We start from the raw sequence: 24,698 nt of genomic DNA, 5'->3' as shown, positions 1-24,698 counted from the left end.
GCGCGCGTCCCCCGTGAAGGTGAGTTGAGACCTCTTCGAGACATCGGGGACTTGGTAGGTCCATCCGCGTCGACAAGTCACGTCCTACTATTGGATCGGTCAACAACCTTGGTTTCCAAGGAAGTTGACCTCCAATGACCATGCAGAAACGTGCCTGTCAACGCGTGCATATGCGTCCGCACTACCCCACCTCATGAGCCCTACTATCGGCTCGCCATGACAGCAGCACGGAAGCACCAGGTGAGCCGCGCGGAAACCTCACGTCGAGGCAGCCGGCCGGGTCGGGCGGGCATCAGAGACGTCGCCGCCGCCGCCGGGGTCTCCATCACGACCGTGTCCGACGCCCTCAACGGCAAGGGCCGGCTCCCGGATGCCACCCGGCGCCATGTCCGCGAGGTCGCCGACCGGCTGGGGTACCGGCCCTCGGCCGCCGCCCGCACCCTCCGTACCGGCAAGTCGGGTCTGATCGGCCTGACCGTGACGACATACGGGGATGAACCTTTCACCTTCACGGAGTTCGCCTACTTCGCCGAGATGGCCCGGGCCGCGACCTCGGCCGCGCTCGCCCGCGGCTACGCCCTGGTCATCCTGCCCGCGACCTCCCGCCACGACGTCTGGTCCAACGTCGCCCTGGACGGCACGGTCGTCATCGACCCCTCCGATCAGGACCCGGTGGTCAGCGAGCTGGTCCGGCAGGGACTGCCGGTCGTCTCGGACGGCCGCCCGGCCGGCGCGCTCCCCGTCACCGCCTGGGTCGACAACGACCACGAGGCCGCCGTACTCGGCATCCTCGACCACCTCGCCGCCGCCGGCGCCCGCCGCATCGGCCTGCTCACGGGCACCACGACGGACACGTACACCCACCTGTCGACCACCGCGTACCTGCGCTGGTGCGAGCGGGTCGGCCAGGACCCCGTCTACGAGGCCTACCCGGCGCACGACCCGTGCGCGGGCGCCGTCGCCGCCGACCGGCTGCTCGCCCGCCCCGACCGGCCCGACGCGGTCTATGGACTGTTCGACCCGAACGGCACCGACCTGCTCGCCGCCGCACGCCGCTACGGCCTGCGCGTCCCCGACGACCTGCTGCTGGTGTGCTGCAGCGAGTCCACCGTGTACGCCAGCACCGAGCCGCCCATCACCACCCTGTCCCTGAAGCCGCGCCGCATCGGCACCGCCGTCGTCCAGCTCCTCATCGACGCCATCGAGGGCGTCGAGTCGGACCAGCCGGTCGAGCAGGTGATACCGACCGAGCTGATCGTGCGCACCTCCTCCCAGCGGCGGTCCCCGCGCACGACGGTCAGTCCGCCGCGGACACCGGACGAGAAGTAGCACCGGCCGCCGCACCGACCCGCGCGGGGCCCGGCCGGTGCGGCACAGGGGGCCGGCCGGCGCGACGCGCGCGGGGGCGAACCCGGTGGACCGGGGGCTCGGCCGGTCGGCAACCGGTCGAACATCTGCCCAAACGGGGCGAAAGCCACGGCGAACTGGAGTCTTGTTCCGATTCACCACCCCTGGGTCATCACACGGCGCTACGCGCATTCCTATGATGGGCCCACGACACCGCGGACCGCTGCGACCAGGCAGTCCGAAGCGGTGCAGATGCGGCGCGATGGTGGAGGGGTCTGATGACTCAGGGGGCCGGTCAGGGACCCGAGGCGGAGCGGACGGCGACGCTGCGCGACTTCCGGGTACCCGCGTACGTCCACGAGACCGGTCCGTACGTCCAGCACGTCCACCCCGGCGACGTCGTACCGCCCGCCGACGAGGCGTACCCCGAGGGCTACACGCCCACTCAGCGCGACCTGCCCGTCATCAACCGCGGCGACACCCTCCAGGTCCCCGTCGAGCCCGCCTCCGCCGCCCCGGCCCCGCAGCCCGCGACCGGGCCCGGCCCGCTCTATGTCGTCGGTGACGTCCACGGCTACCTGGACGAGCTGGTGGCGGCCCTGCAGGAGCAGGGCCTGATCGACGCCTCGGGCCAGTGGTGCGCAGGCACCGCCCGGCTGTGGTTCCTCGGCGACTTCACCGACCGCGGCCCGGACGGCATCGGCGTCATCGACCTGGTCATGCGGCTGTCCGCGGAGGCCGCGGCGGCCGGCGGCTACTGCAAGGCCCTCATGGGCAACCACGAACTGCTGCTCCTCGGCGCCAAACGGTTCGGCGACACCCCCGTCAACTCCGGCGCGGGCACCGCCACCTTCCAGGCGGCCTGGCTGCTCAACGGCGGCCAGAAGACCGACATGGACCGCCTCCAGGACCATCATCTGCAGTGGATGGCCCGCCTCGACGCCGTCGAGGAGGTCGACGGCTATCTGCTGCTCCACTCCGACACCACCGCCTACCTCGACTACGGCGACTCCATCGAGGCGGTCAACGACACCGTCCGCGAGGCGCTGACCCGCAACGACGCCGACGAGGTCTGGGACCTGTTCCGCAAGTTCACCAAGCGCTTCTCCTTCCGCGACGAGGGCGGCGCCGACGCCGTGCGCTCGCTCCTCGATACGTACGGCGGCACCCGGGTCGTTCACGGGCACAGCCCCATTCCCTATCTCCTCGGCCAAGTCGGCTCCGAGGACGGCGAGGAGAGCAGCGGCCCCGTCGTCGAGGGACCGCACGTCTACGCCGATGGGCTCGCCATCGCCATGGACGGCGGCGTGACCATGGCCGGGAAGCTGCTGGTCCGGCAACTTCCCCTGAACGCCTGACCGTTCGTCGAGCAGGCGTCCCCCAGCCGCGTACACGCAGGCCGGACCGCAATTTCCGGCAATCCCCTGTCAACGTGCGCAGTCACGGCTCTACCATCGGCTTATCCGTAGCAGGCTCCCCTCCGTTTCTGCCCGACGGCTCGCCGGCGTGTGAGCCCCAAGCCCTACGGAGCATCGGGGGATGCACATGAACAGCGTTCCGCAGCACCTGCAGAGCGAGGACCGCCAGGAATTCGAGCGGCTCCTCGATGAGGCGCTGCGCTCCGCACCGCACCGACCGGAACTGGCCGCTGTCGGTCAGCGGCTCAACTCCGAACAACTGCGCACCATGGCGCTCAACGCCTCAGCCCTGATCACGGCAGCGGCGGCCGCCGAGTACCAGCACTATGTCGAGCTGCGCGACCAACTGCGTCACCCGACACCGTCCGGCCCGCCGACCGTCGACGACTCCGAGGAAACGGATCCTGGTTCGGCCGCCTCGGGCCTCGCCACCACCCTCGGCGAAGCCGCCGAGAGCAACGGCGCGGGCGCCATCGCGGTCATCGCCGTCCTGGCACCCGTCCTCTCCGGGACCGCCGCGGTGATCTTCCTGCTCGTCGGCTACATCCTGAAGATGCTCGACCCCGGCCAGACCTTCGCCCACACCATGCTCACCGCCGGCTGGGTGTTCGGCGCCATCACCGCGGCGGCGATCCTCGTCGCCGCGGTCGGACTGCTGCTCACCGCCCTGCGCAACAGCACCCCGGCGGACGACCGGGCACGGGACGCGGCCATCGAGGAGCTGGCCAGGGCCAAGGAGACCTGGCGGGACGCCCTGCTGGAGCGCGGCATCCTGCCCTTCCTCCAGGCGGCACTCATCGACCCCGGCACGAGCGCCGGACACCCGCCGACCCCGTCCGCACCGACCGGCCGCATACCCCGCCTCGGCTACGACCGTCCCGGCTTCAGCAGCCCCGACGACGGCACCGAGACCGGCCGCCCGAGCTTCACCAGCCCCGACTACACGAGCCCGGACTTCGGCGGCCCGGAACACCAGCCCGAGTGACCCGGGCGGCCCACCGGTGTGCTGCCGGCACCCCGGTCGGCCGCGAGCCCTGCTGCCCCGCCGCACCAGCCGGCCGTCAGGGGACCGGCCGGCGCGGCGAGTTCGCGTGCGTCGGTCAGTCCGCGATCGGCAGGTACACCCGGTTGCCGGCGGCCGCGAACTCCTTCGACTTCTGGGCCATGCCCTCCTCGATCTCGGCCCGGCTGCCGCCGTGCTCACGCCGGATGTCCTGCGAGATCTTCATGCTGCAGAACTTCGGGCCGCACATCGAGCAGAAGTGGGCCGTCTTGGCGGGCTCGGCCGGCAGGGTCTCGTCGTGGAACTCCCGTGCCGTGTCCGGGTCCAGGGCGAGGTTGAACTGGTCCTCCCACCGGAACTCGAAGCGGGCGTCGGACAGGGCGTCGTCCCACTCCTGGGCGCCGGGGTGCCCCTTGGCGAGGTCCGCCGCGTGTGCGGCGATCTTGTAGGTGATGACGCCGGTCTTGACGTCGTCCCGGTTGGGCAGGCCCAGGTGCTCCTTGGGCGTGACGTAGCAGAGCATCGCCGTGCCCCACCAGGCGATCATCGCGGCACCGATGCCGGAGGTGATGTGGTCGTACGCCGGCGCGACGTCCGTGGTCAGCGGGCCGAGCGTATAGAACGGAGCTTCATCGCAGATCTCCTGCTGAAGGTCGATGTTCTCCTTGATCTTGTGCATCGGAACGTGTCCCGGGCCCTCGATCATGGTCTGTACGTGGAAACGCTTGGCGATCCGGTTGAGTTCCCCGAGCGTCCTCAACTCCGCGAACTGCGCCTCGTCATTGGCGTCGGCGATCGAGCCCGGCCGCAGGCCGTCGCCCAGCGAGTACGTGACGTCGTAGGCGGCGAGGATCTCGCACAGCTCCTCGAAGTTCTCGTACAGGAACGATTCCTTGTGGTGGGCCAGGCACCACGCGGCCATGATCGAACCGCCACGCGAGACGATGCCGGTCTTGCGGTTGGCGGTGAGCGGGACGTACGGCAGCCGGACGCCCGCGTGGACCGTCATGTAGTCCACGCCCTGCTCGGCCTGCTCGATGACGGTGTCCTTGTAGATCTCCCAGGTCAGTTCCTCGGCCTTGCCGTCGACCTTCTCCAGGGCCTGGTAGAGCGGCACGGTGCCGATGGGGACGGGGGAGTTGCGCAGGACCCACTCGCGGGTGGTGTGGATGTTGCGGCCGGTGGACAGGTCCATGACCGTGTCGGCGCCCCAGCGGGTCGCCCAGGTCATCTTCTCGACCTCCTCCTCGATGGAGGACGTCACCGCGGAGTTGCCGATGTTGGCGTTCACCTTCACCAGGAACCGCTTGCCGATGATCATCGGCTCGATCTCCGGGTGGTTGACGTTGGCCGGCAGCACGGCCCGGCCCGCCGCGATCTCCTCGCGGACCACCTCGGGAGACACATTCTCCCGGAGGGCCACGAACTCCATCTCCGGCGTGATTTCGCCCCGGCGGGCGTACGCGAGCTGCGTCACCGCCTCGCCGTTGCGGCCCCGCCGCGGCTGGCGCGGGCGTCCGGGGAAGACCGCGTCCAGATTCCGCAGCCCGCCCCGCGGCGAGGTGTGCTTGATCCCGTCGTCCTCGGGACGGACCGGACGGCCCGCGTACTCCTCGGTGTCGCCGCGGGCGATGATCCAGTTCTCCCGCAGCGGCGGCAGGCCCCGGCGGACGTCCGTGTCGACGAGTGGATCGGTGTACGGGCCTGATGTGTCGTACAGCGTGACCGACTGCCCGTTGGTGAGGTGCACCTGACGGACCGGCACGCGCAGATCGGGGCGCGAGCCCTCGACGTACGCCTTGTGCCAGCCGATGGACTTCCCGGCCTCCTGGGACTTCTCGTCCTGGATGGAGGCAGGCGTGCGTGCGTCCTTGTTGGCCATGAGACCTACTCCCTACGCCGGCATTACCCGGTAACAGGTTCGGCGGTCGACGCAGCGGCTTCCGTCTGCCGACATTCCTCGTGGAACACCTTCTGTTCCACGTGAAACATCGCGTCTACGGAGGTCAGCGCCCTCTCAGCCCGGTGCTCCGAGCTCCCGCGTGTGCAAAGGTGCCTCCACGCTAGCGTCATGTGTGGCGCGGTGAACAGTGGGCCCCCCGCTGTTCTTGCGATGATCGGGCGGTGACCAGGATGGAGCAGTACCCCTACCAGCCGCCCGAGCCACCCCGCCGAGACGGCTCCGAACAGGGCGACGGACACGGCCACGGCCCACGCGACCACGGTCACTCACACGGCAACAGCCACTCGCACGGCCACAGCCACAGCCACGGCCCCGCCGCCCCCGTCTCCCGGCACCTGCGCAAGGTCATCGCGGCGATCCTGGTCCCCTTCACCGCGGCGGTCCTGGTGGGCCTCGTGGTCCTCTGGCCCGGGGAGGCACCCTCCCACAAACGCACCGGCGTCGGCTTCGACCGGCAGACCCAGCAGGCCACGGTCGCCCGGGTCGTCGAAGTCAGTTGCAAGTCGGTGAACGCGTCCGGCGGCACTCCGACCGGCGACACCTCCACCGCCGAGGGCACGTCGGCGGAGGCGGAGGCCAACGGAACCTGCAAGAAGGCCACCATCCGGGTCGACACCGGCAAGGACGAGGGCCGTACCTTCACCGAGATCGTGCAGCCGGACCAGTCGCGGCAGTTGCACCAGGGCGAGAAGGTCGTGGTCGCCTACGAGCCCTCGGCCCCCAAGGACCTGCAGTACTCGGTGACCGATGTGAACCGGAAGTTCCCCATGGCACTGCTCGCGGGGATCTTCGCGGTGGCCGTCGTGGTGGTGGGCCGCTTGCGCGGTGTCATGGCCCTGGTCGCACTGGCCGTGAGTTTCCTCGTGCTGACGCTGTTCATCCTGCCGGCGATCCTCGAGGGGTCGAACCCGCTGCTGGTGGCCGTGGTCGGATCGAGCGCCATCATGCTGATCGCCCTGTACATGTGCCACGGTCTGTCGGCACGTACGTCGGTGGCGGTGCTCGGCACGCTGATCTCGCTCTCCCTGATCGGCGTGCTCGGCTCGTTGTTCATCGGCTGGGCCGCGCTGACCGGCAACACGGACGACAACACCGGCCTGATCCACGGCCTGTACCCGTCGATCGACATGAGTGGTCTGCTGCTGGCCGGCGTCATCATCGGTTCGCTGGGCGTCCTGGACGACGTGACGGTGACGCAGACCTCGGCCGTCTGGGAGCTGCACGAGGCCAACCCGTCGATGGGCTGGCGCGGGCTGTACCGAGCGGGCATCCGCATCGGCCGCGACCACATCGCGTCCGTGGTCAACACCCTCGTGCTCGCCTACGCCGGTGCCGCACTGCCGTTGCTACTGCTGTTCTCGATCGCGCAGAGCAGCGTCGGCACCGTGGCCAACAGCGAGCTGGTGGCCGAGGAGATCGTGCGCACGCTGGTGGGCTCGATCGGTCTGGTCGCCTCGGTCCCGGTCACCACCGCGCTGGCCGCGCTCGTCGTGGCGGCCGACCGGCCCGGACCCGGTGTCACGGCGCCCGCCGGGGCACAGCCCGCACCGGCACGCGGCGGCCGGGGCCGACGGCGGAAGCGGTGACCCGGACGGGGTGACGCCGAGGAAATGACCACGGAGGGCTGACGCCGGAAGCGGCCAGCCCTGCCGGGGGGTGGGCACCGCGGAGAGGTGGGCCCGCCGGAACGGGCCCCCGCCGCAGAAGCGTTCCTGCACAGGTCCACGCGGCAGTGCGGATCGCCCGCCGTCCCTTGCCGTAACGCTTCAGCCGGCGCTCTGTTCCTCGGCCAGGATGCGGTCCAGGGCCTCGTCGAGATGCGCGTCGAAGTCGGCGAGCGCACCCTCCTGGCCGAGCGGCACGAGCTTGTCCGTACGGTCGAGGAAGGCCACGAGCGGTGGCGCCGACGAGCGGAACAGGGCCTGGTCGCCACCGACCTGAAGCCGGATCAGCACCTCACCCAGTACCTCGGACTCGACGGGGGCGATGTGCACGTCCCCCTCCCCGCACGGACGGCCGACCCCGTCGATCAGCAGCTCCCGCCCGAAGGCCCAGGTCACCGGTGCATCGCCCGGCAGATGAAAGGTGAGGCGTACGGCATACGGATCACAGGTCTCGTAGCGCAACTCCACCGGGATGCGGAAGGAGAGCTCCTCCGACACGAGAAAGCTCATCATGACTTCTGCCTGTACGGACTCGCGCATCGCCTATCCCGTCATATGACATCGACTGGCCGGGATTGATCCCTATGACCGTGGTCAAATCTTGCTGAAAGTACACAAGAGATCACAAGGAGTAAGTTTTCAGATACTGATAGAGAGCGTGAGCGACCCCAGATGCCGCCCGATCTCCGCCTGCAGCCGCTGTGCCGCGGGCATCAGCCGATCGGCCTGGTGGACGGGCAGGGAGATGGCCATGGTGGCCGCGGTGGTGCCGACCGTGATCGGGACCGCCGCGCACACGGTGCCGACCGCGTACTCCTGGCGTTCCACCACCGGTTCCATGCGCCGCATCCGGGCCAGCCGCCGCAGCAGCGCGTCGTTGTCCCGCACGGTGTACGGCGTGACGGGCCGCACGGGATACCGGGCGAGGTGGTCGCGTCGCGCGTCCTCGTCGAGCTGGGAGAGCAGGCACTGTCCGATCGCGTGCGCATGGCCGGTCTCGCGGAAGTCCGCCCACTCTTCCACCGCGGGCGCCTGACGGGAGGCGGAGACGCACATGACCTCGATCTCGCCGTCCCGGTACATCGCGTAGTACACCGGCACACCGATGGAATCGCGCCAGTGCGCGAGTGTGTCCGCCACCGTGCTGCGACGTTTCTGCCGCGCTCCACTGCGGCCCAGTCGCTCCGCCGCGTCACCGAGGAAGAACAGTCCCTTCTCGCGGCGCAGATAGCCCTCGTGGACGAGGGTGCGCAGCAGGTGGTACGTCGTGGGCAGCGCGAGGCCGGTCTCGCGGGCGAGCTGTTTGGCGGGGGCGCCGTACGCGTGCGCGGCCACGGTCTCCAGCAGGCGCATGGCGCGCTGGACGGACCCGATGAGCGTGGCGGTGGGTGTGGGGGCGGCCGGTGGACCCGGCCGGCCGGCGGAGGGCGGGGGTCCGGAGCGGTCCGCGGCGCGCGGGGGTCCGGGGATGTCCGCCGCCTGTGGCTGACCCGGGACGGCCAGGGGCACCGGTCGCTGGACGGAGGGCGCGCACGAGCGCAGTGGGGCGGGGGGTGCGTGGGGTTCTGCCGGTGCGGTGTCAACCGTGGCCAAGGGTCACTCCCGGAGCGCGAGGGGCAGCCCGTGCGGGGAAGAGCACGGAGGGGGGTCTGCGCCGCCCACGGGGCCGGACCCCGTGGGGAGTTCCGGACTTTAACCGCCCACCACCGCCCGGAGGCGGCTCCACGGGGAAACTTCCCTCCCCCGAGGGAACCGGCCCTCCGTCACGGGTGACCGGCTCCCGGGTGCCTCACCAGTCGCTGCGCGACGAGGAGTTCCCCATGAACTTGCGGACGATGTAGATCAGCCCGCCCACCAGGGCGACGAAGACCAGCGCCTTGAACAGCAGGCCGATCACGAACCCGACCACCGTCGCTATCAGGCCGCCGAACACGACCAGGGCGATGACCGGCACCGCGACCCACTTCACCCACCACGGCAGCCCCGCGAAGATCTCTCGCATCGCCCTCGTCCTTTGCGTTCTCGTGCGTTGTCGATGTTCCGCACTCGATGCTAGGGCCGCGGGGGGCCCTCACGGGGGCCTCGCATCCCTTGTCCTCCCCTGACCCGTCCCCTAGGGAACCCGGGGCTCCAGGGTCAGGCCTCGGGTGGAGAGAACACGACGAGCACCCTGAGGTCCTCGCTGATGTGGTGGAACTTGTGGGCGACCCCGGCGGGCACGTACACGACGCTGCCCCGCGCCACCTGGGTCGTCTCCAGACCGACGGTGATCGACGCCCGGCCGCTGACCACGAAGTACACCTCGTCCTGGCCGTGCGGCTTCTGCGGGTCGTGCTCGCCCGCGTTGAGGGCGTACAGGCCGACCGACATGTTCCGCTCGCGCAGGAACTGCAGGTAGGCGCCCTCGTTGGCGGCGCGTTCCGCCTCCAGATCGTCCAGCCGGAATGCCTTCATAGCCGCTGCCGCCCTCGCCTTACTGCTCACTGTTCCGCTGCCCGCCGTCGCACCGCTCGCCATCCGTCCGGCCAGGGTCCGCCCGGTCTGCCACGATCAGACACATGAAGAATTTCGTAGTCAAGACGATCGCCAACGCGGGCGCCCTGGCGGTTGCGGTGTGGCTGCTCGACAAGATCACCCTGACGGGTGACAACACCGCCAAGAAGGCCGGCACGCTGATCGTCGTCGCGTTGATCTTCGGCCTGGTGAACTGGTTGGTCAAGCCGATCGTGAAGGTGCTCACCTTCCCGCTGTTCATCCTGACCCTGGGCCTGATCACCCTGGTCGTGAACGCGCTGATGCTGCTGCTGACCTCCTGGGTGTGCGGCAAGCTCGACCTGAGTTTCCATGTGGAGGGCTTCTGGACGGCCGTCGTCGGCGGTCTGATCGTTTCCGTCGTCTCCTGGGCGCTGCACGTCGTCCTGCCCGACGAGGACTGAGCGCATGACCTACCGCGTCTGTTTCGTGTGCACCGGCAACATCTGCCGCTCCCCTATGGCCGAGTCCGTCTTCCGCGCGCGTGTGGCGGAGGCCGGGCTGGAGGACCTGGTGGCGGTCGACAGCGCCGGCACCGGCGGCTGGCACGAGGGCGAGCCCGCCGACCCGCGTACCGTCTCGGTCCTGGAGGAGCACGGCTACGACAGCGAGCACGTCGCCCGACAGTTCCCGCCGTCGTGGTTCGCCCGCCTCGACCTGGTGATAGCCCTCGACACCGGCCATCTCAAGGCCCTGCGCCGCCTCGCGCCCACCCAGGAGGACGCGCGCAAGATACGCCTGCTGCGCTCCTACGACCCCGCCGCCGGTGACGACCTCGACGTGCCGGACCCGTACTACGGGGGCCGCGACGGCTTCGAGGAGTGCCTTGAGATGGTGGAGGCGGCGAGCACCGGTCTGCTCGCCGCCGTACGGCACGAACTGGAAGGACGGGCGGCATGAGCGACGCCACGAAGAACGAGGGCCCTGGCGACGGCACGCGCGCGGTACGGGCGGGACTGCCCGAGCCGGCCAAGAACGAGCCGACCCTGCCCGGACCGGTGTTCGCGGCCCACTTCCACCTGCCCGGCGAGGTCTCGGGACCGTACGCGTACGGCCGGGACGACAACCCGACCTGGACGCTGCTGGAGCGGGCCGTCAGCGAGCTGGAGGCACCCGGGCGGGAGGACACCGAGACGCTGGTCTTCGCCTCCGGCATGGCGGCGATCTCCGCCGTGCTGTTCTCGCAGCTGCGCGCCGGGGACGCGGTCGTGCTGCCGTCCGACGGCTACCAGGTGCTGCCGCTGGTCGGTGCCCAGCTCGAGGCGTACGGCGTCGAGGTGCGGACCGCGCCGACCGGCGGGGACGCCCAGCTGGAGGTGCTCGACGGAGCGCGGCTGCTGTGGATCGAGTCGCCGTCCAACCCTGGACTCGATGTCTGCGACATCCGGCGCCTGGCCGAGGCGGCCCATGCGCGTGGCGCCCTGGTGGCCGTCGACAACACCCTCGCCACCCCGCTCGGCCAGCGTCCGCTGGAGCTGGGCGCCGACTTCTCCGTGGCCAGCGGTACCAAGCAGCTCACCGGCCATGGCGATGTCCTGTTGGGTTACGTCACCGGTCGCGACGCCGAGGCGATGGCCGCCGTGCGCCGCTGGCGGAAGATCGTCGGCGCGATCTCCGGTCCCATGGAGGCCTGGCTGGCACACCGGTCCATCGCCACGCTCCAGTTGCGCGTCGACCGGCAGAACGCCACCGCCCTCGCCGTCGCGGAAGCGCTCCGGCAGCGGCCCGAGATCTCCGGCCTGCGCTACCCGGGCCTGCCCGACGACCCCTCGCACAAGATCGCCGCGCAGCAGATGCGCCGCTATGGCTCCGTCGTCTCCTTCACCCTGCCCACGCGCACGCGTGCCGAGCGTTTTCTGGCTGCCCTGCGGCTGGTGGAGGACGCGACGAGCTTCGGCGGGGTGCGGTCCACGGCCGAACGCCGCCGCCGCTGGGGCGGGGACGCCGTCCCGGAGGGCTTCATCCGTATGTCCGTCGGCGCGGAGGACCCCGAGGACCTGGTGGCCGACGTGCTGCGCGCCCTGGACGAGTCCGCCGAGTAGCGTCCGCGTCTCCCGCCACTGTCACCAGGACGGTCCGAGCCTCCCCCCTCGTGGCTCGGACCGCCTGCGGCTTTCCTGGGAAAGACCGTGCGAACCAGGCTAGTTGACTCTGCGTCAGTGTCCAATCACGCTAACGACAGAGACCTATCGACTTATTTATAGTTGGTGCCTGCCTGGGGGCCGGAGGAGGCAGCGACAGGGGAGGGCGTGCCATGGATCTGGCCTTGCTGCGGACCTTCGTCACCGTGCACAGAGCCGGCTCCTTCACCCGCGCCGCCGCTCTGCTCGGCCTCTCCCAGCCTGCCGTCACCTCGCAGATCCGCACGCTGGAGCGTCAGCTCGGCAGACCGCTGTTCCTCCGCCAGGCTCGCGGAGTGACCCCGACGAGCGTCGGCGACGAACTCGCGCACAGGGCCGCACCGCATCTCGACGCCTTGGTGGAGATAGCGGAGAGCGGCCTGGACGACGAGTCCTCGGCACGGACGCTGCACCTGGCCGGGCCTCCGGAGTTCACCGCCGAACGTGCTCTGCCGGCGCTCAGCGAGCCGACCGACGACGACAGCCGGAGCTTCACGCTACGGGCCTCCTTCGGGACGACCGAGGAGGTGCTGGAGGGGCTGGCCAGCGGCCTTCATGATCTGGCCATCAGCACGGCATGGCCGCGCGGTGCGCTGCTCACCGCCACCCCGCTCTGCGACGAGGAGCATGTGCTGGTCGCCGCCCCACGCTGGGCGGCGCGGATCGGCTCGGACGCGCTGCGGCTGAAGGGCGCCACGGCCCTGGAGCGCCTGCCGCTCGTCGAGGTCCACGAGTCGCTGCCGTTCGTCTCGCGCTACTGGGCCTCCGTCTTCGACTCCCGCCCGGCCGCCACGGGCACGGTCATCGTCCCGGATCTGCGGGCCGTGCTCTCGTGCGTCATCGCCGGGGCCGGACTGGCGGTGCTGCCCCGCTACCTGTGTGCCCCGGCACTGGAGAACGGCACGATCGTCACCCTGCACGATCCGGTGGTCCCGCCACTGCGCACGTACTTCCTGGTGGTGCGGACCGGCACGCTCGCCCTTGCCCATATCGCCCGGGCCCATGAGTGGCTCCAGCGCGCCGCCACGGCCTGGGGCTGACGCCGTCCGTCGGGGGTGCACGCGCTGCGGTCATGTCGTGGCACTTTGCGATGTTTCACGTGGAACCAGCCGGGCCACATTTCTCCCATGACCGTCCGACCCGTGGTCAAGCGCACCGCCCGTGCCGTTCTTCTGGACGGTGACGACCTGATCCTGATCAAGCGCACCAAGCCTGGTGTCGATCCCTACTGGGTCACCCCCGGTGGCGGAGTCGAACCCGGGGACTCGACCGTCGTGGACGCCCTGCACCGGGAGGTGTACGAGGAACTCGGCGCCAAGATCACCGACGTGGTGCCGTGTTTCGTGGACACGGTGGAGCACATCGGTGAAGACGGCGGCGCGACCGGGGTGAAGGTGCAGCACTTCTTCGTCTGTCGGCTGGAGTCCATGGACCCGGCCCTGCGTCACGGCCCCGAAGTGGACGAGCCGGCCGGTGAGTACGAGATCGTCCGCGTCCCGTTCACCCGCGTCGGCATCGCTTCCGTCCATCTCGTCCCGCTGTCACTGCGCCACTACCTGGACGGGAACATCGAGGGGGTACGGGCCATGCACGCCCCCGACCTCGGCTAGGCGCGGTCAGCCGACGAGCAGTCCTTCCACCGCGTCATGCCGTATGCGGTGCGACGGGATGCCGATGTCCCGGAGGGTGTCGATGCCGCTGCGGATCATTCCGGGCGGGCCCGAGAGATAGGCGTCGTACCCGGCCCACGGGCCGTAGGCGCGTATGGCGTCGGGCAACCGAGGGTGCGCCTGCTGGTCCGTGACAGGCCGGACCGACAGCCACGGGTGGCTCTGCTGGAGCCTGAGCATCGTGCCGATGTCGTACAGGTCGTGATCGGTGCGCGCCCCGTAGAACACCTCCACCGGGCGACGCTCTCCGCGTACTGCGACGTCCTCCACCAGGGCCTTGATGGGCGCTATGCCGGTGCCGCCGCCCAGGCAGAGCAGCCCGCTGTCGGTGGTGTGGTCGACGGTCATCGAGCCGGCCGGCGGGCCGAGGCGTATGACGTCCCCGGGCCGGGCACGGTGGACCAGCGCGTTCGAGACCCAGCCGGCCGGGACGGCTTTCACGTGGAACGTCAGCAGTCCGTCCGAGCGGGGCGCGGACGCGAAGGAGTAGTGCCGCCACACCCGGGGCCACCAGGGTGTCTCCACGCTCGTGTACTGGCCGGCGAGGAAGGGATAGGGCTGGTCGGGGCGGACGGTGAGGATCGCGACGTCCCGGGTCCGCAGATCGTGCGTGACGATCTCCGCCTGCCACCAGGCCGGGGCACGCAGCTCGTCGGCAGCCGCCGCATCGATCATGACCTGGGACATCGTCGTGTAGGCCCGCACCCAGGCGGCCTCCGTCTCCCGGTTCCAGACGGTGGCGTACCTGCTCAACGCGCCGATGAGGCATTCACCCACGGCCGGGTAGTGCTCGGCACGCGTCCCGTACTTGCGGTGTCCCCGGCCCAGGCTCTTCAGGTAGTCCACGAGGACCGGGGTGTTGTCCAGGTACTCGGCCGCCGTGAGCAGTGCCTTCAGCAGGCGGTCCCGCTGGGTGTCCATCGCGGCCGGGAACAGGGACCGCAGTTCGGGATGGCGGACGAAGAGGAGAGCGTAGAAGTAGGAGGTGACCTTGTCGGCGTCGGGGCCGATCTCGGTCATCGTGCGGCGGATGAGAAGGGCATCCGGTGAGCCCTCCTCGGCAGCCGGGGCCGACCGCTGCGCGGGCACGCGTAGCGACGCCTCGGACGTGTCCTGATCGCCGATCGGTGGCCGAGCCGATGCCCCCTGGCTCGGCATGAACCAGCCGCCCTCACCCGGCGTGGCGTTCTCCCCCGGTGCGGCGGTCGGAGCGTCCATGGTGTGCCCTCGCATCGAACGTCTTGCGGTCGGTCTGCGCACCCTCCCTCCGGAAGGCGCATGCTTTCCCCCGGCGGCGTCCAGCCATGGCGCTTCGTCCGCACCTTCTCATCCCCGGCGCTGCCAGGGGCTCGGGAACCCGGAAATGCGGTTCTTGGCCTCTCCGCACCACGAGGCTGCATGCCCTGCTCTCGCCCGAACGGGAGACCTGCGCTCCAGCCCGGACGTGAACCGGAGTCGACCCTACCGGCCGCTGCCACGCGCACAAGCCTCTCCTCTCTCGGTCGCGAGGACAGCACGGGGCGAGCGGTGATGTCGATCAACTACCGGGCCGGCCCGACCAATTCATAGGCTTCCCACAGATCCCGTCCCGTGTACGAGTGGGTCGCCAGTCCGGCCAGGTGCGCATCGGCGTTGACCGCCACGGAAACCGGTACGGCAGCAAACAAGTCCTTGTCCGACGACGAGTCGCCGTATGCCACACAGTCGGCACGTGCCACCCCGAACTCCACGCAGAGCCGGTCCGCGATGGTCACCTTGGCCGCTGCGCTGAGCGCCCCGGAGGGATCCACAGGCTCGGTGAACGGCACGGCCGGGAAGCGCGAACCGTGCGCAGCGTGGGCACCCCAGTCGAGGAGGCGTTCCACGAAGAAGGAGGGCGAGAGAGACACCACCGCGCAGTACTCGCCCGCGCTTCTGATCGTCGCCCAGACCTCGCGGATCCGGGTCAGCCAGGGAGCCGCCTCGAACGCGGTCCGCACATGCTCCTCGGTCAGGTCCGCCCACAGGTCGTACACCTGCGCCGCGTACTCCGGCGGACCGATCCGGCCCTGCGCGATCGCCCGGTCCAGCGCCACGGCCTCCGCCTCCACGTCCAGCTGGCGTGAAATCTCCACTGGAGCGGTCGTTCCGTGCAGCAAGGTGCCGTCGAGATCGAAGAGATGAAGTCTCGCCATGGCCCGAGGCTAGTGGGCTGCCGATGTTTCACGTGAAACAGGCAGAGCTGTCGATGGGCTGTGCCCAGGGCCACGGGATGGCCAAAAGCACGTGCGTCTGCGTCGAAACGGGTGGACGGCAGGGGTGCCGGTCGGACAGCCTGACCTGCGTGCCAACTCCTTCCCTCACCGCTCTGCCCATTCGCCGCCTGACGCTTCGCGATCTCACCGCCTGCGCCGACCTGTCCGAGGACCGGGGGTGGCCACGCGAGGAACACAAGTGGGGCTTCCTCCTCACAGCAGGGAAGGGCTTCGGCATCGACGACCCCGAGGGCGGTCTCGTCGCGGCGTGCGTGGTCACGGAGTACGGCGCGTGGGGACGGCCGGATCTCGGCGCCATCGGCATGGTTCTGGTGGCCGAACGCCACGCCCGCCGCGGCGTCGGGCGCCGCCTGATGCGGCACGTCCTGTCGAGCATGGGGACCACTCCGCTGACCCTGCACGCCACGCCGTACGGCCGTCCTCTCTACGAGGAGCTGGGATTCAAGGTGGCGGGCCGGGCGGAGATGCTGACGGGTCGCTTCACCCCCGGCGGCCCGGAATCCGGGGTCGCCACGCGTGCCGCCACCGCAGAGGACCTCCCGGCGATCCTTCGCCTCGACGAAGAGGTGTTCGGTACCGATCGCACTCCCCTCATCACCCGCTTGCCCGCCTTCGCCGATCACCTACGGGTGGCCGAGGAGGACGGCCGGCTCATCGGCTACACCGCCGCGTGGCCCAACATGGACACCCACGTCGTCGGCCCGCTGATCGCCCGGGACACGGAGACCGCCAAGGCGCTGATCGCCTCGCTGGCGGCCGGTACGGACCGTCCCCTGCGGACCGACATCGACGTGCGCCATGAAGAGCTGCTGGCCTGGGCGAAGGAGCGGGGCCTGGCCTCCGTGGCCTTCAACTCGGTGATGACCTATGGCATCACGGATCTGCCGGGGGACTGGACCCGGCGGTTCGCACCGCTGACGGTCGCCGCGGGCTGACCCCCGTACGACAGGCACCGGCCCCGCCGCTCGGAGCGGCGGGGCCGGTGTCATGAGGTCCGGGTTGTAGCTGTTGCTCAGACGAGCGCCTGCACGGCCGCGATGGCGAAGCCGTGGTCCTGGTCCGGAGCACCGCCGCCGACGCCGATCGCGCCGACCAGTCGGCCGTCGCGGTGAAGCGGGATACCGCCCGCGATGAACAGCAGGGGCCGGTCGAGCGCCGTGGGCAGGGTGTGGAAGAGGCCGCCGGGCTGGACGGCGTCGACGAGGTCGGCGGTGGGCGCGTTCAGCTGGAGAGCCGTGTAGGCCTTGCGGGTGCTGGTCTCGCCGGAGATCAGCACGGCGCGGTCGTCCCGGCGGAAGGCGAGCAGGTGGCCGCCGGCGTCCAGGACGGTGACGCTGACGGCGACTCCGGCGTCCTCGGCCGCCCGGCGGGCGGTGGCGACCAGCAGCTCGGCGTCCTCGATGGTGAGCGGGGCGACGGCGGTGGTGGTCATGGAGATGTCTCCTCGGGTCGTGCTGTGGCGAGTACTGGTGGGTGATTGCCGCGCCGGGAGAGCCCCGGCACGGAGGTCTTCGGGTGTGAGGTGCCCGGGGGCGCTCAGTGGTGGACGGGCGTCCGCTGCTCCGCCGGCGTCCCGGAGGCGGTCACGGTGCCGTGGGCGCCGTCGCGGCGCTCCAGGGCCGCCGAGAGGAAGGCGAGGACCAGGGCAGCGGCGGCGAGAGCGGCGCCGACCCAGTTGGGGGACGTGTAGCCGAAGCCAGCCGCGATCACGAGGCCGCCGAGCCAGGCGGACAGGGCGTTGCCCAGGTTGAAGGCGCCGATGTTGACGGCCGAGGCGAGCGTCGGAGCGCCGTGCGCCTGGTCGAGGACGCGCTTCTGCAGCGGCGGCACGGTGGCGAAGCCGAGGGCGCCGATCAGGGCGATGGTCACCGCGGCCGCGATCTTGTTGTGGGCGGTGAGGGTGAAGAGCGCCAGGACGACGGCCAGGGCGCCCAGGGAGACGTACAGCATCGGCATCAGGGCACGGTCGGCGAACTTGCCGCCGACGAGGTTGCCGCCGACCATGCCGAGGCCGAACAGGACCAGCAGCCAGGTGACCGAGCCGTCGGCGAAGCCGGCGATGTGGGTCATCATCGGAGCGATGTAGGTGATGGCCGCGAAGACACCACCGAAGCCGAGGACGGTCATCGCCATGGCCAGCAGGACCTGGGCGTTCTTGAAGGCGGCCAGCTCATGGCGCAGGTGGACGCCCTCCGGCCGCGGCAGCTCGGGAACGAGCTTGGCGATGCCGACCAGGCCGACGACACCGAGGGCGGCGACGACGGCGAAGGTGACGCGCCAGCCGGCGCTCTGCCCGATGAACGTGCCCAGCGGGACGCCGACGACGTTGGCGATGGTCAGACCGGTGAACATCATGGCGATGGCACCGGCCTTCTTGTGGGGTGCGACCAGCTCGGCGGCGACGACCGAGCCGATGCCGAAGAAGGCACCGTGGGCGAGCGAGGCGACCACTCGTCCGATCAGCATGACCGCGAAGGCCGGGGCGACGGCCGAGAGCAGGTTGCCGGCGATGAACAGGCCCATCAGCAGCATCAGCATCCGCTTGCGCGGGACCTTGGTGCCGAGCACGGTCATCAGCGGGGCGCCGATGACCACGCCGAGCGCGTAGCCGGTCACGAGCAGGCCCGCCGTGGGGATGGAGACCCCGAAGTCGCCCGCGACCTCGGGCAGCAAGCCCATGATCACGAACTCGGTCGTTCCGATTCCGAAGGCCCCGATCGCGAGGGCCAGAAGCGCGAGAGGCATGAGGGGGGTACACCTTCCCAGACGATTGCAGGAGCGCTTTGCGTTCGCCCACAATAGTTGCAGACGCGGGCTAAGTGCAAGCGATGACTATTGCGGTGGTGCTCTACTCTTGTGGTGCAGCCACTCCGGGACGGAGGAAAACGCCAATGACAGCGACGGACCCCGCGCTCACAGCCCTCGCACAGGGCTGGTGCGCCCTTTCTGCGCTGCACGGACGGATCGAGGCGCACATCGAGCGTGCCCTGCAGGCCAAGCACGACTTGAGCGTCCGCGAGTACTCACTGCTGGACGTTCTCAGCAGACAGCACGACGGCGAGGGCGGGCATCTGCAGATGAAGCAGGTCGCCGACGCGGTGGTGCTCAGCCAGAGCGCCACCACCCGCCTCGTGACCCGGCTGGAGGACCGCGGTCTGCTGGAGCGCTATCTGTGCCCCACCGACCGGCGCGGCATCTACACCAACGTCACCCCGGCGGGCCTGCGGCTGCTGGAGGAGGCTCGGCCCACCAATGACGCCGCCCTGCGCGAGGCCCTGGACAGCGCCGCCTTGAACCCCGAACTGGCACCGCTGGTGCGCGTGGTGGAGTCCCTGAACGTGCCCGCGTAGGGTGCGCTCATGGGAGATCTTGAGATACGAGCCGCGACCGCCGACGACCTCCCGGCGATCGTGGCGATGCTCGCCGACGATCCGCTCGGGGCCCAGCGGGAGTCGCCCGGCGATCTCACGCCGTACCGGAACGCGCTGGAACGCCTCGCCGCCGACCCCAACCAGCATGTCGTCGTCGCCGTGCGCGAAGGCCGCGTGATCGGGACTCTCCAGCTCACGATCATCCCTGGGCTCTCACACAAGGGGGCCACTCGTGCGCTCATCGAGGCCGTACGCATCCACGCCGACGAGCGGGGCAGCGGGCTGGGCGGCCGGCTGGTCGAGTGGGCGATCGACACCTCCCGACGGCTCGACTGCCAGCTGGTGCAGCTCACGTCCGACAAGACACGGACCGATGCCCACCGTTTCTACGAGCGGCTGGGCTTCACCGCCTCACACGAAGGTTTCAAGCTGCGCCTTTGACCGCAGCCCGAGAACGGAACCGGGGCGTGTTTCACGTGAAACACACCCCTTGTGCATGTTCCGGCTAGCCGATGCCCCGCCATCCCTCCGGGTCCACGCCACCGGGCACCGGGGCCTCAGGGTCGTACGGCTGTCGGGTGAACACGAACGAGCCGAGATCGAGGTGGCTCACCGACCCGTCCGGGCGTCGTTCGGGCCGCAGCAGCTCACCGGCGTAGTAACCCTCCAGCCCCGTCCAGGTGCCGTCGCCGTTGGCACGGAAGCGAGCCCTGCGTCCGCCACCCGCCAGTGGTGCCAGCGCGAGCAGACCGTCGGCGGTCGCCCGCAGGCCGAAGCCATGGGTGCCCCAGTACCACTGCCCCACCAGCTCCAGCACCGCCGGGTCGACCTCGCGCAGCGGCCGCCAGGGCTCGGGGATGCGCGGCTCCGCCTCCGCGACGATCCGGACGAGGTCCGCTCCCACGGCACCCAGCAGCGGGCCGCTGGTGCAGTTGGCGAGGACCACCGCCGCCACGTCGTCCTCCACGCTGATCGTGAGGTTCGCCAGAAAGCCCGGCAGGGAACCGGAGTGCCCGACGAGCAGCCGGCCGTCACGGCGCTGGATCTGCATGCCCAGGCCGTACGTGACCCCGTCCATCACATCCGCGGCTTCGGCGGGCGCCGCCGGAGTACGCATCTCCCGGACGGACTCCGCGCTCAGGACCCGGTCGTCTCCCCGGGCCAGAAACGCGGCGAACCGCGCCAGGTCCCCGGTGGTCGACCAGAGTTGGCCGGCCGGCGCCATCCGGCCCAGGTCCTCCGTCGGCTCGGGCAGCATCGCGTCGGCCCACGGATGCACCGCCCATCCGCCCGCGTGCGGGGGTTCCGGCTGCGTGCTCGTCCGGCGCAGGCCCAGCGGCTCCAGGATCTCCTCGCGCAGCACGTCCTCCCAGGGGGCACCGCGTAGTTCTTCCACCAGGGCACCGAGAACCGTGTAGCCGGGGTTGGAGTAGTGGTGCCGTCGGCCGACGGGATGCAGGAGGGGCTGGTCCCCGAGCACATCGCTCAGTTCGGGCCGCAGGGAGCCGGGCGTCCGTTCCCACCAGGGCGCGGGCGATTCGGCCGCCAACCCCGCGGTGTGGGCGAGCAGTTCCGCGATCGTCGCCTCCCCCGCGCCGGTGCCCGGCAGATGTTTCTCCAACGGGTCACCGAGATCGAGGACGCCCTCGTCCCGCAGCCGCATCACCAGTACGGCGGTGAAGGTCTTGGTGATGGATCCGATCCGGTACTGCACGGTCTCGTCCGGTCCGTGCCCGTCCACCGAGGTCCGCGCCCCGTGCCACACGGCCTGTCCGTCCCGCACCACGGCGGCGACCAGCGACGGAGCCCGTCCTTCGGCCTGCGCGACGGCGATCCGGTGCAGCAAGGCCCTGCGGGTGGCGGGGAGCAGCGCTTCCTGAGTTCTCGTCATGGGCCCAGTCCACCTGGTGGGGAGGCGGGCGTCGAATGCATTTGCCGTGCGCCCCCGGCCGTACCCGCCCGCACTCCCGCCCGTAACCGCGGCCGTGCCCGGTGGATCAGGTCTGGGCCATGTCCACGAAACGCGAGTAGTGGCCCTGGAAGGCGACCGTGATGGTGGCCGTCGGGCCGTTTCGGTGCTTGGCGACGATCAGGTCCGCCTCGCCCGCGCGCGGGGACTCCTTCTCGTACGCGTCCTCACGGTGCAGCAGGATGACCATGTCGGCGTCCTGCTCGATGGAGCCGGACTCACGCAGGTCGGAGACCATCGGCTTCTTGTCGGTGCGTTGCTCGGGACCACGGTTGAGCTGCGAGAGCGCGATGACCGGGATCTCCAGCTCCTTCGCGAGCAGCTTGAGGTTACGGGACATGTCCGACACCTCCTGCTGACGGCTCTCGGCGCGCTTGGAGCCACCGGACTGCATCAGCTGGAGGTAGTCGATGACCACCAGCTTCAGGTCGTTGCGCTGCTTCAGGCGCCGGCACTTCGCGCGGATCTCCATCATGGACAGGTTCGGGGAGTCGTCGATGTACAGCGGCGCGGCCGACACGTCCGGCATGCGGCGGGCGAGCCGCGTCCAGTCCTCGTCGGTCATCGTGCCGGACCGCATGTGGTGCAGGGCGACCCGGGCCTCGGCGGACAGCAGACGCATCGCGATCTCGTTGCGGCCCATTTCGAGCGAGAAGATGACGCTCGGGAGGTTGTGCTTGATGGAGGCGGCCCGCGCGAAGTCCAGGGCGAGGGTCGACTTACCCATGGCGGGACGGGCCGCGATGACGATCATCTGGCCCGGGTGGAGACCGTTCGTCAGCGAGTCGAAGTCGGTGAACCCCGTGGGCACACCCGTCATCTCGCCGCTGCGCGAGCCGATCGCCTCGATCTCGTCGAGGGCACCCTCCATGATGTCGCCGAGCGGGAGGTAGTCCTCGCTGGTGCGCTGCTCGGTGACGGCGTAGATCTCGGCCTGGGCGCGGTTGACGATCTCGTCCACGTCTCCGTCGGCCGCGTATCCCATCTGCGTGATGCGCGTACCGGCTTCGACCAGGCGGCGCAGGACGGCCCGCTCGTGGACGATCTCCGCGTAGTACTCGGCGTTGGCCGCCGTCGGCACGGTCTGGACGAGGCTGTGCAGATACGCGGCGCCGCCGACCTTGTTGATCTCGCCACGCTTGGTGAGTTCGGCGGCGATGGTGATCGGGTCGGCCGGCTCGCCCTTGGCGTAGACGTCCAGGATGGCCTGGTAGATCGTCTCGTGCGCGGGCTTGTAGAAATCGTGGCCCTTGAGGATCTCGACCACATCGGCGATGGCGTCCTTGGACAGCAGCATGCCGCCCAGCACGGACTGTTCGGCGTCCAGATCCTGCGGCGGCACGCGCTCGAAGGACGAACCCCCGCCGTCCCAGGCGCCGTTCTCCCGGCCCCGGTCGTGCTGCTCGTCACGACCCCGGCCGACGTCACCGCGCCGACGGGAGGCCGGCAGACGATCACTGGGCCCGCTGTCGGCCCACGGATCGTCCAAGGGCTCGGAAATGCTCACCGAGCCACCTCCTCCCGTCCGCACGGCGGACCTCGCCGTGTCCTCTGTTGTACGGCACGACACTGACAAATAAGACGCCCAACTCCGGTTCTGGCGCGTCGGGTTTGTGACGCTTCCCAGGCCCGACGAAGGACGTCTTCGGGGCTCGGGGAAGGAGCGGGCGCCGGACCACCGTAGGCCCGTCGGCACCGTCAGCCAATCTGGTTATCCACAGGCCATGTGGACGACGGCCCGGATGCTGTGGAGAACTCGCCGAAACCTGTGCACGACCCGGTGGAAAGCCCTGTGAACAAGCCCTCTCTCCCTCCGAGACCAGGTCTCTGACCTGCGCCTTTATGATCCACCGGCTGTGCAGAGAAAAAACTTCCCCAGTCGGGCCAAGATCGCTTCGAACGGCACCCGAAAGGACACGGCCCGCGGCCCAAGGTAAGGGCCACTCGACGCTTGCGTCACTTACCTGTGGACGATTACATTGATGCTCATGACACAGGCTCCAGACATCCCCAAGGCCACCCGGCGCCGGCACGACCGAGAAATCGTCGCGCTGGCCGTCCCGGCCTTCGGCGCCCTCGTCGCCGAGCCTCTCTTCGTCATGGCGGACAGTGCGATCGTCGGCCATCTCGGGACCGCTCAACTCGCCGGTCTCGCCGTGGCCTCGGCGCTCCTCACCACCGCCGTGAGTGTCTTCGTCTTCCTCGCCTACGCCACCACGGCCGGCGTCGCCCGCCGCGTCGGCGCCGGCGATCTCCCGGCAGCCATCCGGCAGGGCATGGACGGAATCTGGCTGGCTCTGCTGCTCGGCGTCGCCGTCATCGCCATCGTCCTGCCCTTCGCGCCCGGCATCGTGGACCTCTTCGGGGCCTCCCCGACCGCCGCCCCCTACGCCATCACCTATCTGCGCATCTCGGCTCTGGGCATCCCGGCCATGCTCATCGTCCTGGCCGCGACCGGAGTGCTGCGCGGTCTGCAGGACACCAGAACCCCGCTCTACGTCGCCGTCGCGGGATTCATCGCCAACGCCGCCCTCAACGCTGGACTCGTCTACGGCGCCGAGCTCGGTGTCGCCGGTTCGGCCTGGGGCACGGTCATCGCACAGTGCGGAATGGCGGCCGTCTACCTGACCGTCGTCGTTCGCGGCGCCCGCCGGTACGGCGCCTCTCTCCGGCCGGACGCCGCCGGTATCCGGGCCTCGGCCCAGGCCGGTGTCCCCCTGCTGGTCCGCACGTTGTCCCTGCGGGCGATCCTCATCATCGCCACAGCGGTCGCGGCCCGTCTCGGTGACGCCGACATCGCCGCACACCAGATCGTCCTGTCCCTGTGGAGCCTGTTGGCGTTCGCGCTCGACGCGATAGCGATCGCAGGACAGGCCATCATCGGCCGCTACCTCGGAGCGGACGACGCTCAGGGAGCTCGCGAAGCCTGCCGCCGCATGGTCCAGTGGGGTGTCGCGGCCGGTGTCGTGCTGGGCCTCCTCGTGGTGGCCACACGACCGCTCTTCCTGCCGCTGTTCACCAGCGACTCCCTGGTGAAGGATGCCGCCCTGCCGGCCCTGCTGCTCGTGGCGCTGTCGCAGCCCATCTGCGGGATCGTCTTCATCCTCGACGGGGTCCTCATGGGCGCTGGGGACGGCCCGTATCTTGCCTGGGCCATGGTCGTCACCTTGGCGGTGTTCGCTCCGGCAGCTCTGTTCGTGCCCACGGTCGGCGGCGGCCTCACCGCCCTGTGGGGCGCGATGACGTTGATGATGACGGTCCGCATGCTGACCCTGTGGCTGCGGACCCGCTCGGGCCGCTGGATCGTGACGGGTGCGACCCGCTGACCGTTTCACGTGAAACATGCCGTCCCGATGACGGGTAACCCGGTCGCGGAGGCATGGGAA

General features: G+C 70.0%; 24 protein-coding genes. 13 read left to right on the top strand and 11 right to left on the bottom strand.

Annotated elements, in window-relative coordinates:
• The first annotated feature begins 216 nt into the window (after nucleotides 1–216).
• From OO52_RS00915 to OO52_RS00905, 3 genes are all read left to right on the top strand, one after another.
• Nucleotides 217–1,329, top strand: coding sequence for a LacI family DNA-binding transcriptional regulator (locus OO52_RS00915; protein WP_030640062.1), 1,113 nt, complete (start codon nucleotides 217–219; stop codon nucleotides 1,327–1,329).
• Between the two features lie 296 nt (nucleotides 1,330–1,625).
• Nucleotides 1,626–2,705 carry a metallophosphoesterase gene (locus OO52_RS00910; RefSeq protein ID WP_030640064.1) on the top strand — a complete coding sequence of 360 codons (1,080 nt, stop codon included), beginning with the start codon at nucleotides 1,626–1,628 and terminating at the stop codon, nucleotides 2,703–2,705.
• A 181-nt stretch (nucleotides 2,706–2,886) separates the two neighbouring features.
• On the top strand, nucleotides 2,887–3,750 hold the full coding sequence (locus tag OO52_RS00905) for a membrane protein (RefSeq protein WP_030640073.1): 864 nt from the start codon (nucleotides 2,887–2,889) through the stop codon (nucleotides 3,748–3,750).
• 115 nt (nucleotides 3,751–3,865) lie between these two features.
• Here the strand turns inward: OO52_RS00905 and thiC are convergent, their stop codons facing one another.
• Nucleotides 3,866–5,650 (bottom strand): phosphomethylpyrimidine synthase ThiC, encoded by a 1,785-nt coding sequence (thiC, locus tag OO52_RS00900; RefSeq protein ID WP_030640075.1) that lies wholly within the window; start codon nucleotides 5,648–5,650, stop codon nucleotides 3,866–3,868.
• Nucleotides 5,651–5,901: 251 nt separating this feature from the next.
• Here thiC and OO52_RS00895 point away from each other — a divergent pair, with 251 nt between their 5' ends.
• Complete coding sequence (locus OO52_RS00895; RefSeq protein ID WP_030937549.1) at nucleotides 5,902–7,317, top strand: YibE/F family protein; 1,416 nt, start codon at nucleotides 5,902–5,904, stop codon at nucleotides 7,315–7,317.
• Between the two features lie 180 nt (nucleotides 7,318–7,497).
• Here OO52_RS00895 and OO52_RS00890 read toward each other — a convergent pair whose 3' ends face one another.
• From OO52_RS00890 to OO52_RS00875, 4 genes are all read right to left on the bottom strand, one after another.
• Entirely contained in the window at nucleotides 7,498–7,935 is a 438-nt protein-coding gene (locus tag OO52_RS00890) for an SsgA family sporulation/cell division regulator (protein WP_030640078.1), read from the bottom strand.
• A gap of 99 nt (nucleotides 7,936–8,034) precedes the next feature.
• The gene (locus OO52_RS00885) at nucleotides 8,035–8,865 is read right to left on the bottom strand and encodes an IclR family transcriptional regulator (RefSeq protein ID WP_420711397.1); all 831 of its coding nucleotides are present in this window, start codon (nucleotides 8,863–8,865) and stop codon (nucleotides 8,035–8,037) included.
• A 319-nt stretch (nucleotides 8,866–9,184) separates the two neighbouring features.
• Nucleotides 9,185–9,397 (bottom strand): DUF5326 family protein, encoded by a 213-nt coding sequence (locus OO52_RS00880; RefSeq protein WP_030640080.1) that lies wholly within the window; start codon nucleotides 9,395–9,397, stop codon nucleotides 9,185–9,187.
• 134 nt (nucleotides 9,398–9,531) lie between these two features.
• Complete coding sequence (locus OO52_RS00875) at nucleotides 9,532–9,849, bottom strand: cupin domain-containing protein (RefSeq protein WP_030640081.1); 318 nt, start codon at nucleotides 9,847–9,849, stop codon at nucleotides 9,532–9,534.
• Nucleotides 9,850–9,953: 104 nt separating this feature from the next.
• Between OO52_RS00875 and OO52_RS00870 the strand changes: the two genes are divergently transcribed.
• The 5 genes from OO52_RS00870 (at nucleotide 9,954) to OO52_RS00850 (ending at nucleotide 13,657) form a co-directional block, all read left to right on the top strand.
• Nucleotides 9,954–10,331 (top strand): phage holin family protein, encoded by a 378-nt coding sequence (locus tag OO52_RS00870; protein WP_030640082.1) that lies wholly within the window; start codon nucleotides 9,954–9,956, stop codon nucleotides 10,329–10,331.
• 4 nt (nucleotides 10,332–10,335) lie between these two features.
• Nucleotides 10,336–10,827 (top strand): low molecular weight protein-tyrosine-phosphatase, encoded by a 492-nt coding sequence (locus OO52_RS00865; protein ID WP_030640084.1) that lies wholly within the window; start codon nucleotides 10,336–10,338, stop codon nucleotides 10,825–10,827.
• Nucleotides 10,824–11,969: a cystathionine gamma-lyase gene (locus OO52_RS00860; protein WP_030640086.1), complete on the top strand. Its 1,146-nt coding sequence runs from the start codon at nucleotides 10,824–10,826 to the stop codon at nucleotides 11,967–11,969. The genes OO52_RS00865 and OO52_RS00860 overlap by 4 nt, the downstream gene beginning before the upstream one ends.
• Before the next feature lie 212 nt (nucleotides 11,970–12,181).
• Entirely contained in the window at nucleotides 12,182–13,087 is a 906-nt protein-coding gene (locus OO52_RS00855) for a LysR family transcriptional regulator (protein WP_030640088.1), read from the top strand.
• Nucleotides 13,088–13,174: 87 nt separating this feature from the next.
• Nucleotides 13,175–13,657: an NUDIX domain-containing protein gene (locus tag OO52_RS00850; protein ID WP_030640089.1), complete on the top strand. Its 483-nt coding sequence runs from the start codon at nucleotides 13,175–13,177 to the stop codon at nucleotides 13,655–13,657.
• A 6-nt stretch (nucleotides 13,658–13,663) separates the two neighbouring features.
• On the opposite strand, the gene OO52_RS00845 is transcribed toward OO52_RS00850, so the two are convergent.
• Both OO52_RS00845 and OO52_RS00840 read right to left on the bottom strand, forming a co-directional pair.
• Nucleotides 13,664–14,935, bottom strand: coding sequence for a globin domain-containing protein (locus tag OO52_RS00845; RefSeq protein WP_234339572.1), 1,272 nt, complete (start codon nucleotides 14,933–14,935; stop codon nucleotides 13,664–13,666).
• A gap of 323 nt (nucleotides 14,936–15,258) precedes the next feature.
• Nucleotides 15,259–15,891, bottom strand: coding sequence for an HAD family hydrolase (locus OO52_RS00840; RefSeq protein ID WP_030640091.1), 633 nt, complete (start codon nucleotides 15,889–15,891; stop codon nucleotides 15,259–15,261).
• Between the two features lie 149 nt (nucleotides 15,892–16,040).
• Here OO52_RS00840 and OO52_RS00835 point away from each other — a divergent pair, with 149 nt between their 5' ends.
• A complete protein-coding gene (locus OO52_RS00835) occupies nucleotides 16,041–16,907 on the top strand; it encodes a GNAT family N-acetyltransferase (RefSeq protein WP_030640092.1) in 867 nt (288 codons plus the stop codon).
• 77 nt (nucleotides 16,908–16,984) lie between these two features.
• On the opposite strand, the gene OO52_RS00830 is transcribed toward OO52_RS00835, so the two are convergent.
• Nucleotides 16,985–17,404, bottom strand: a complete 420-nt coding sequence (locus OO52_RS00830; RefSeq protein ID WP_030640093.1) for a GlcG/HbpS family heme-binding protein — start codon at nucleotides 17,402–17,404, stop codon at nucleotides 16,985–16,987.
• A 104-nt stretch (nucleotides 17,405–17,508) separates the two neighbouring features.
• Nucleotides 17,509–18,717 carry an MFS transporter gene (locus OO52_RS00825; RefSeq protein WP_030640095.1) on the bottom strand — a complete coding sequence of 403 codons (1,209 nt, stop codon included), beginning with the start codon at nucleotides 18,715–18,717 and terminating at the stop codon, nucleotides 17,509–17,511.
• A 146-nt stretch (nucleotides 18,718–18,863) separates the two neighbouring features.
• On the opposite strand from OO52_RS00825, the gene OO52_RS00820 reads away from it, so the two are divergent.
• Together OO52_RS00820 and OO52_RS00815 are read left to right on the top strand one after the other, a co-directional pair.
• Nucleotides 18,864–19,322 carry a MarR family winged helix-turn-helix transcriptional regulator gene (locus OO52_RS00820; RefSeq protein WP_030640097.1) on the top strand — a complete coding sequence of 153 codons (459 nt, stop codon included), beginning with the start codon at nucleotides 18,864–18,866 and terminating at the stop codon, nucleotides 19,320–19,322.
• Nucleotides 19,323–19,331: 9 nt separating this feature from the next.
• The gene (locus tag OO52_RS00815; protein WP_030640099.1) at nucleotides 19,332–19,784 is read left to right on the top strand and encodes a GNAT family N-acetyltransferase; all 453 of its coding nucleotides are present in this window, start codon (nucleotides 19,332–19,334) and stop codon (nucleotides 19,782–19,784) included.
• Between the two features lie 64 nt (nucleotides 19,785–19,848).
• Here the strand turns inward: OO52_RS00815 and OO52_RS00810 are convergent, their stop codons facing one another.
• Both OO52_RS00810 and dnaB read right to left on the bottom strand, forming a co-directional pair.
• Complete coding sequence (locus tag OO52_RS00810; RefSeq protein ID WP_030640101.1) at nucleotides 19,849–21,234, bottom strand: serine hydrolase domain-containing protein; 1,386 nt, start codon at nucleotides 21,232–21,234, stop codon at nucleotides 19,849–19,851.
• Nucleotides 21,235–21,340: 106 nt separating this feature from the next.
• Nucleotides 21,341–22,819, bottom strand: a complete 1,479-nt coding sequence (gene dnaB / locus OO52_RS00805) for a replicative DNA helicase (RefSeq protein WP_014673746.1) — start codon at nucleotides 22,817–22,819, stop codon at nucleotides 21,341–21,343.
• Between the two features lie 475 nt (nucleotides 22,820–23,294).
• On the opposite strand from dnaB, the gene OO52_RS00800 reads away from it, so the two are divergent.
• Nucleotides 23,295–24,638 carry an MATE family efflux transporter gene (locus OO52_RS00800; protein WP_030640104.1) on the top strand — a complete coding sequence of 448 codons (1,344 nt, stop codon included), beginning with the start codon at nucleotides 23,295–23,297 and terminating at the stop codon, nucleotides 24,636–24,638.
• The last annotated feature ends 60 nt before the right edge of the window (nucleotides 24,639–24,698 follow it).

Origin of the sequence: Streptomyces flaveolus, assembly GCF_000716535.1 — a bacterium.
GTDB lineage: Bacteria > Actinomycetota > Actinomycetes > Streptomycetales > Streptomycetaceae > Streptomyces > Streptomyces flaveolus_A.
This window is presented reverse-complemented; position numbering and strand designations above follow the sequence as displayed.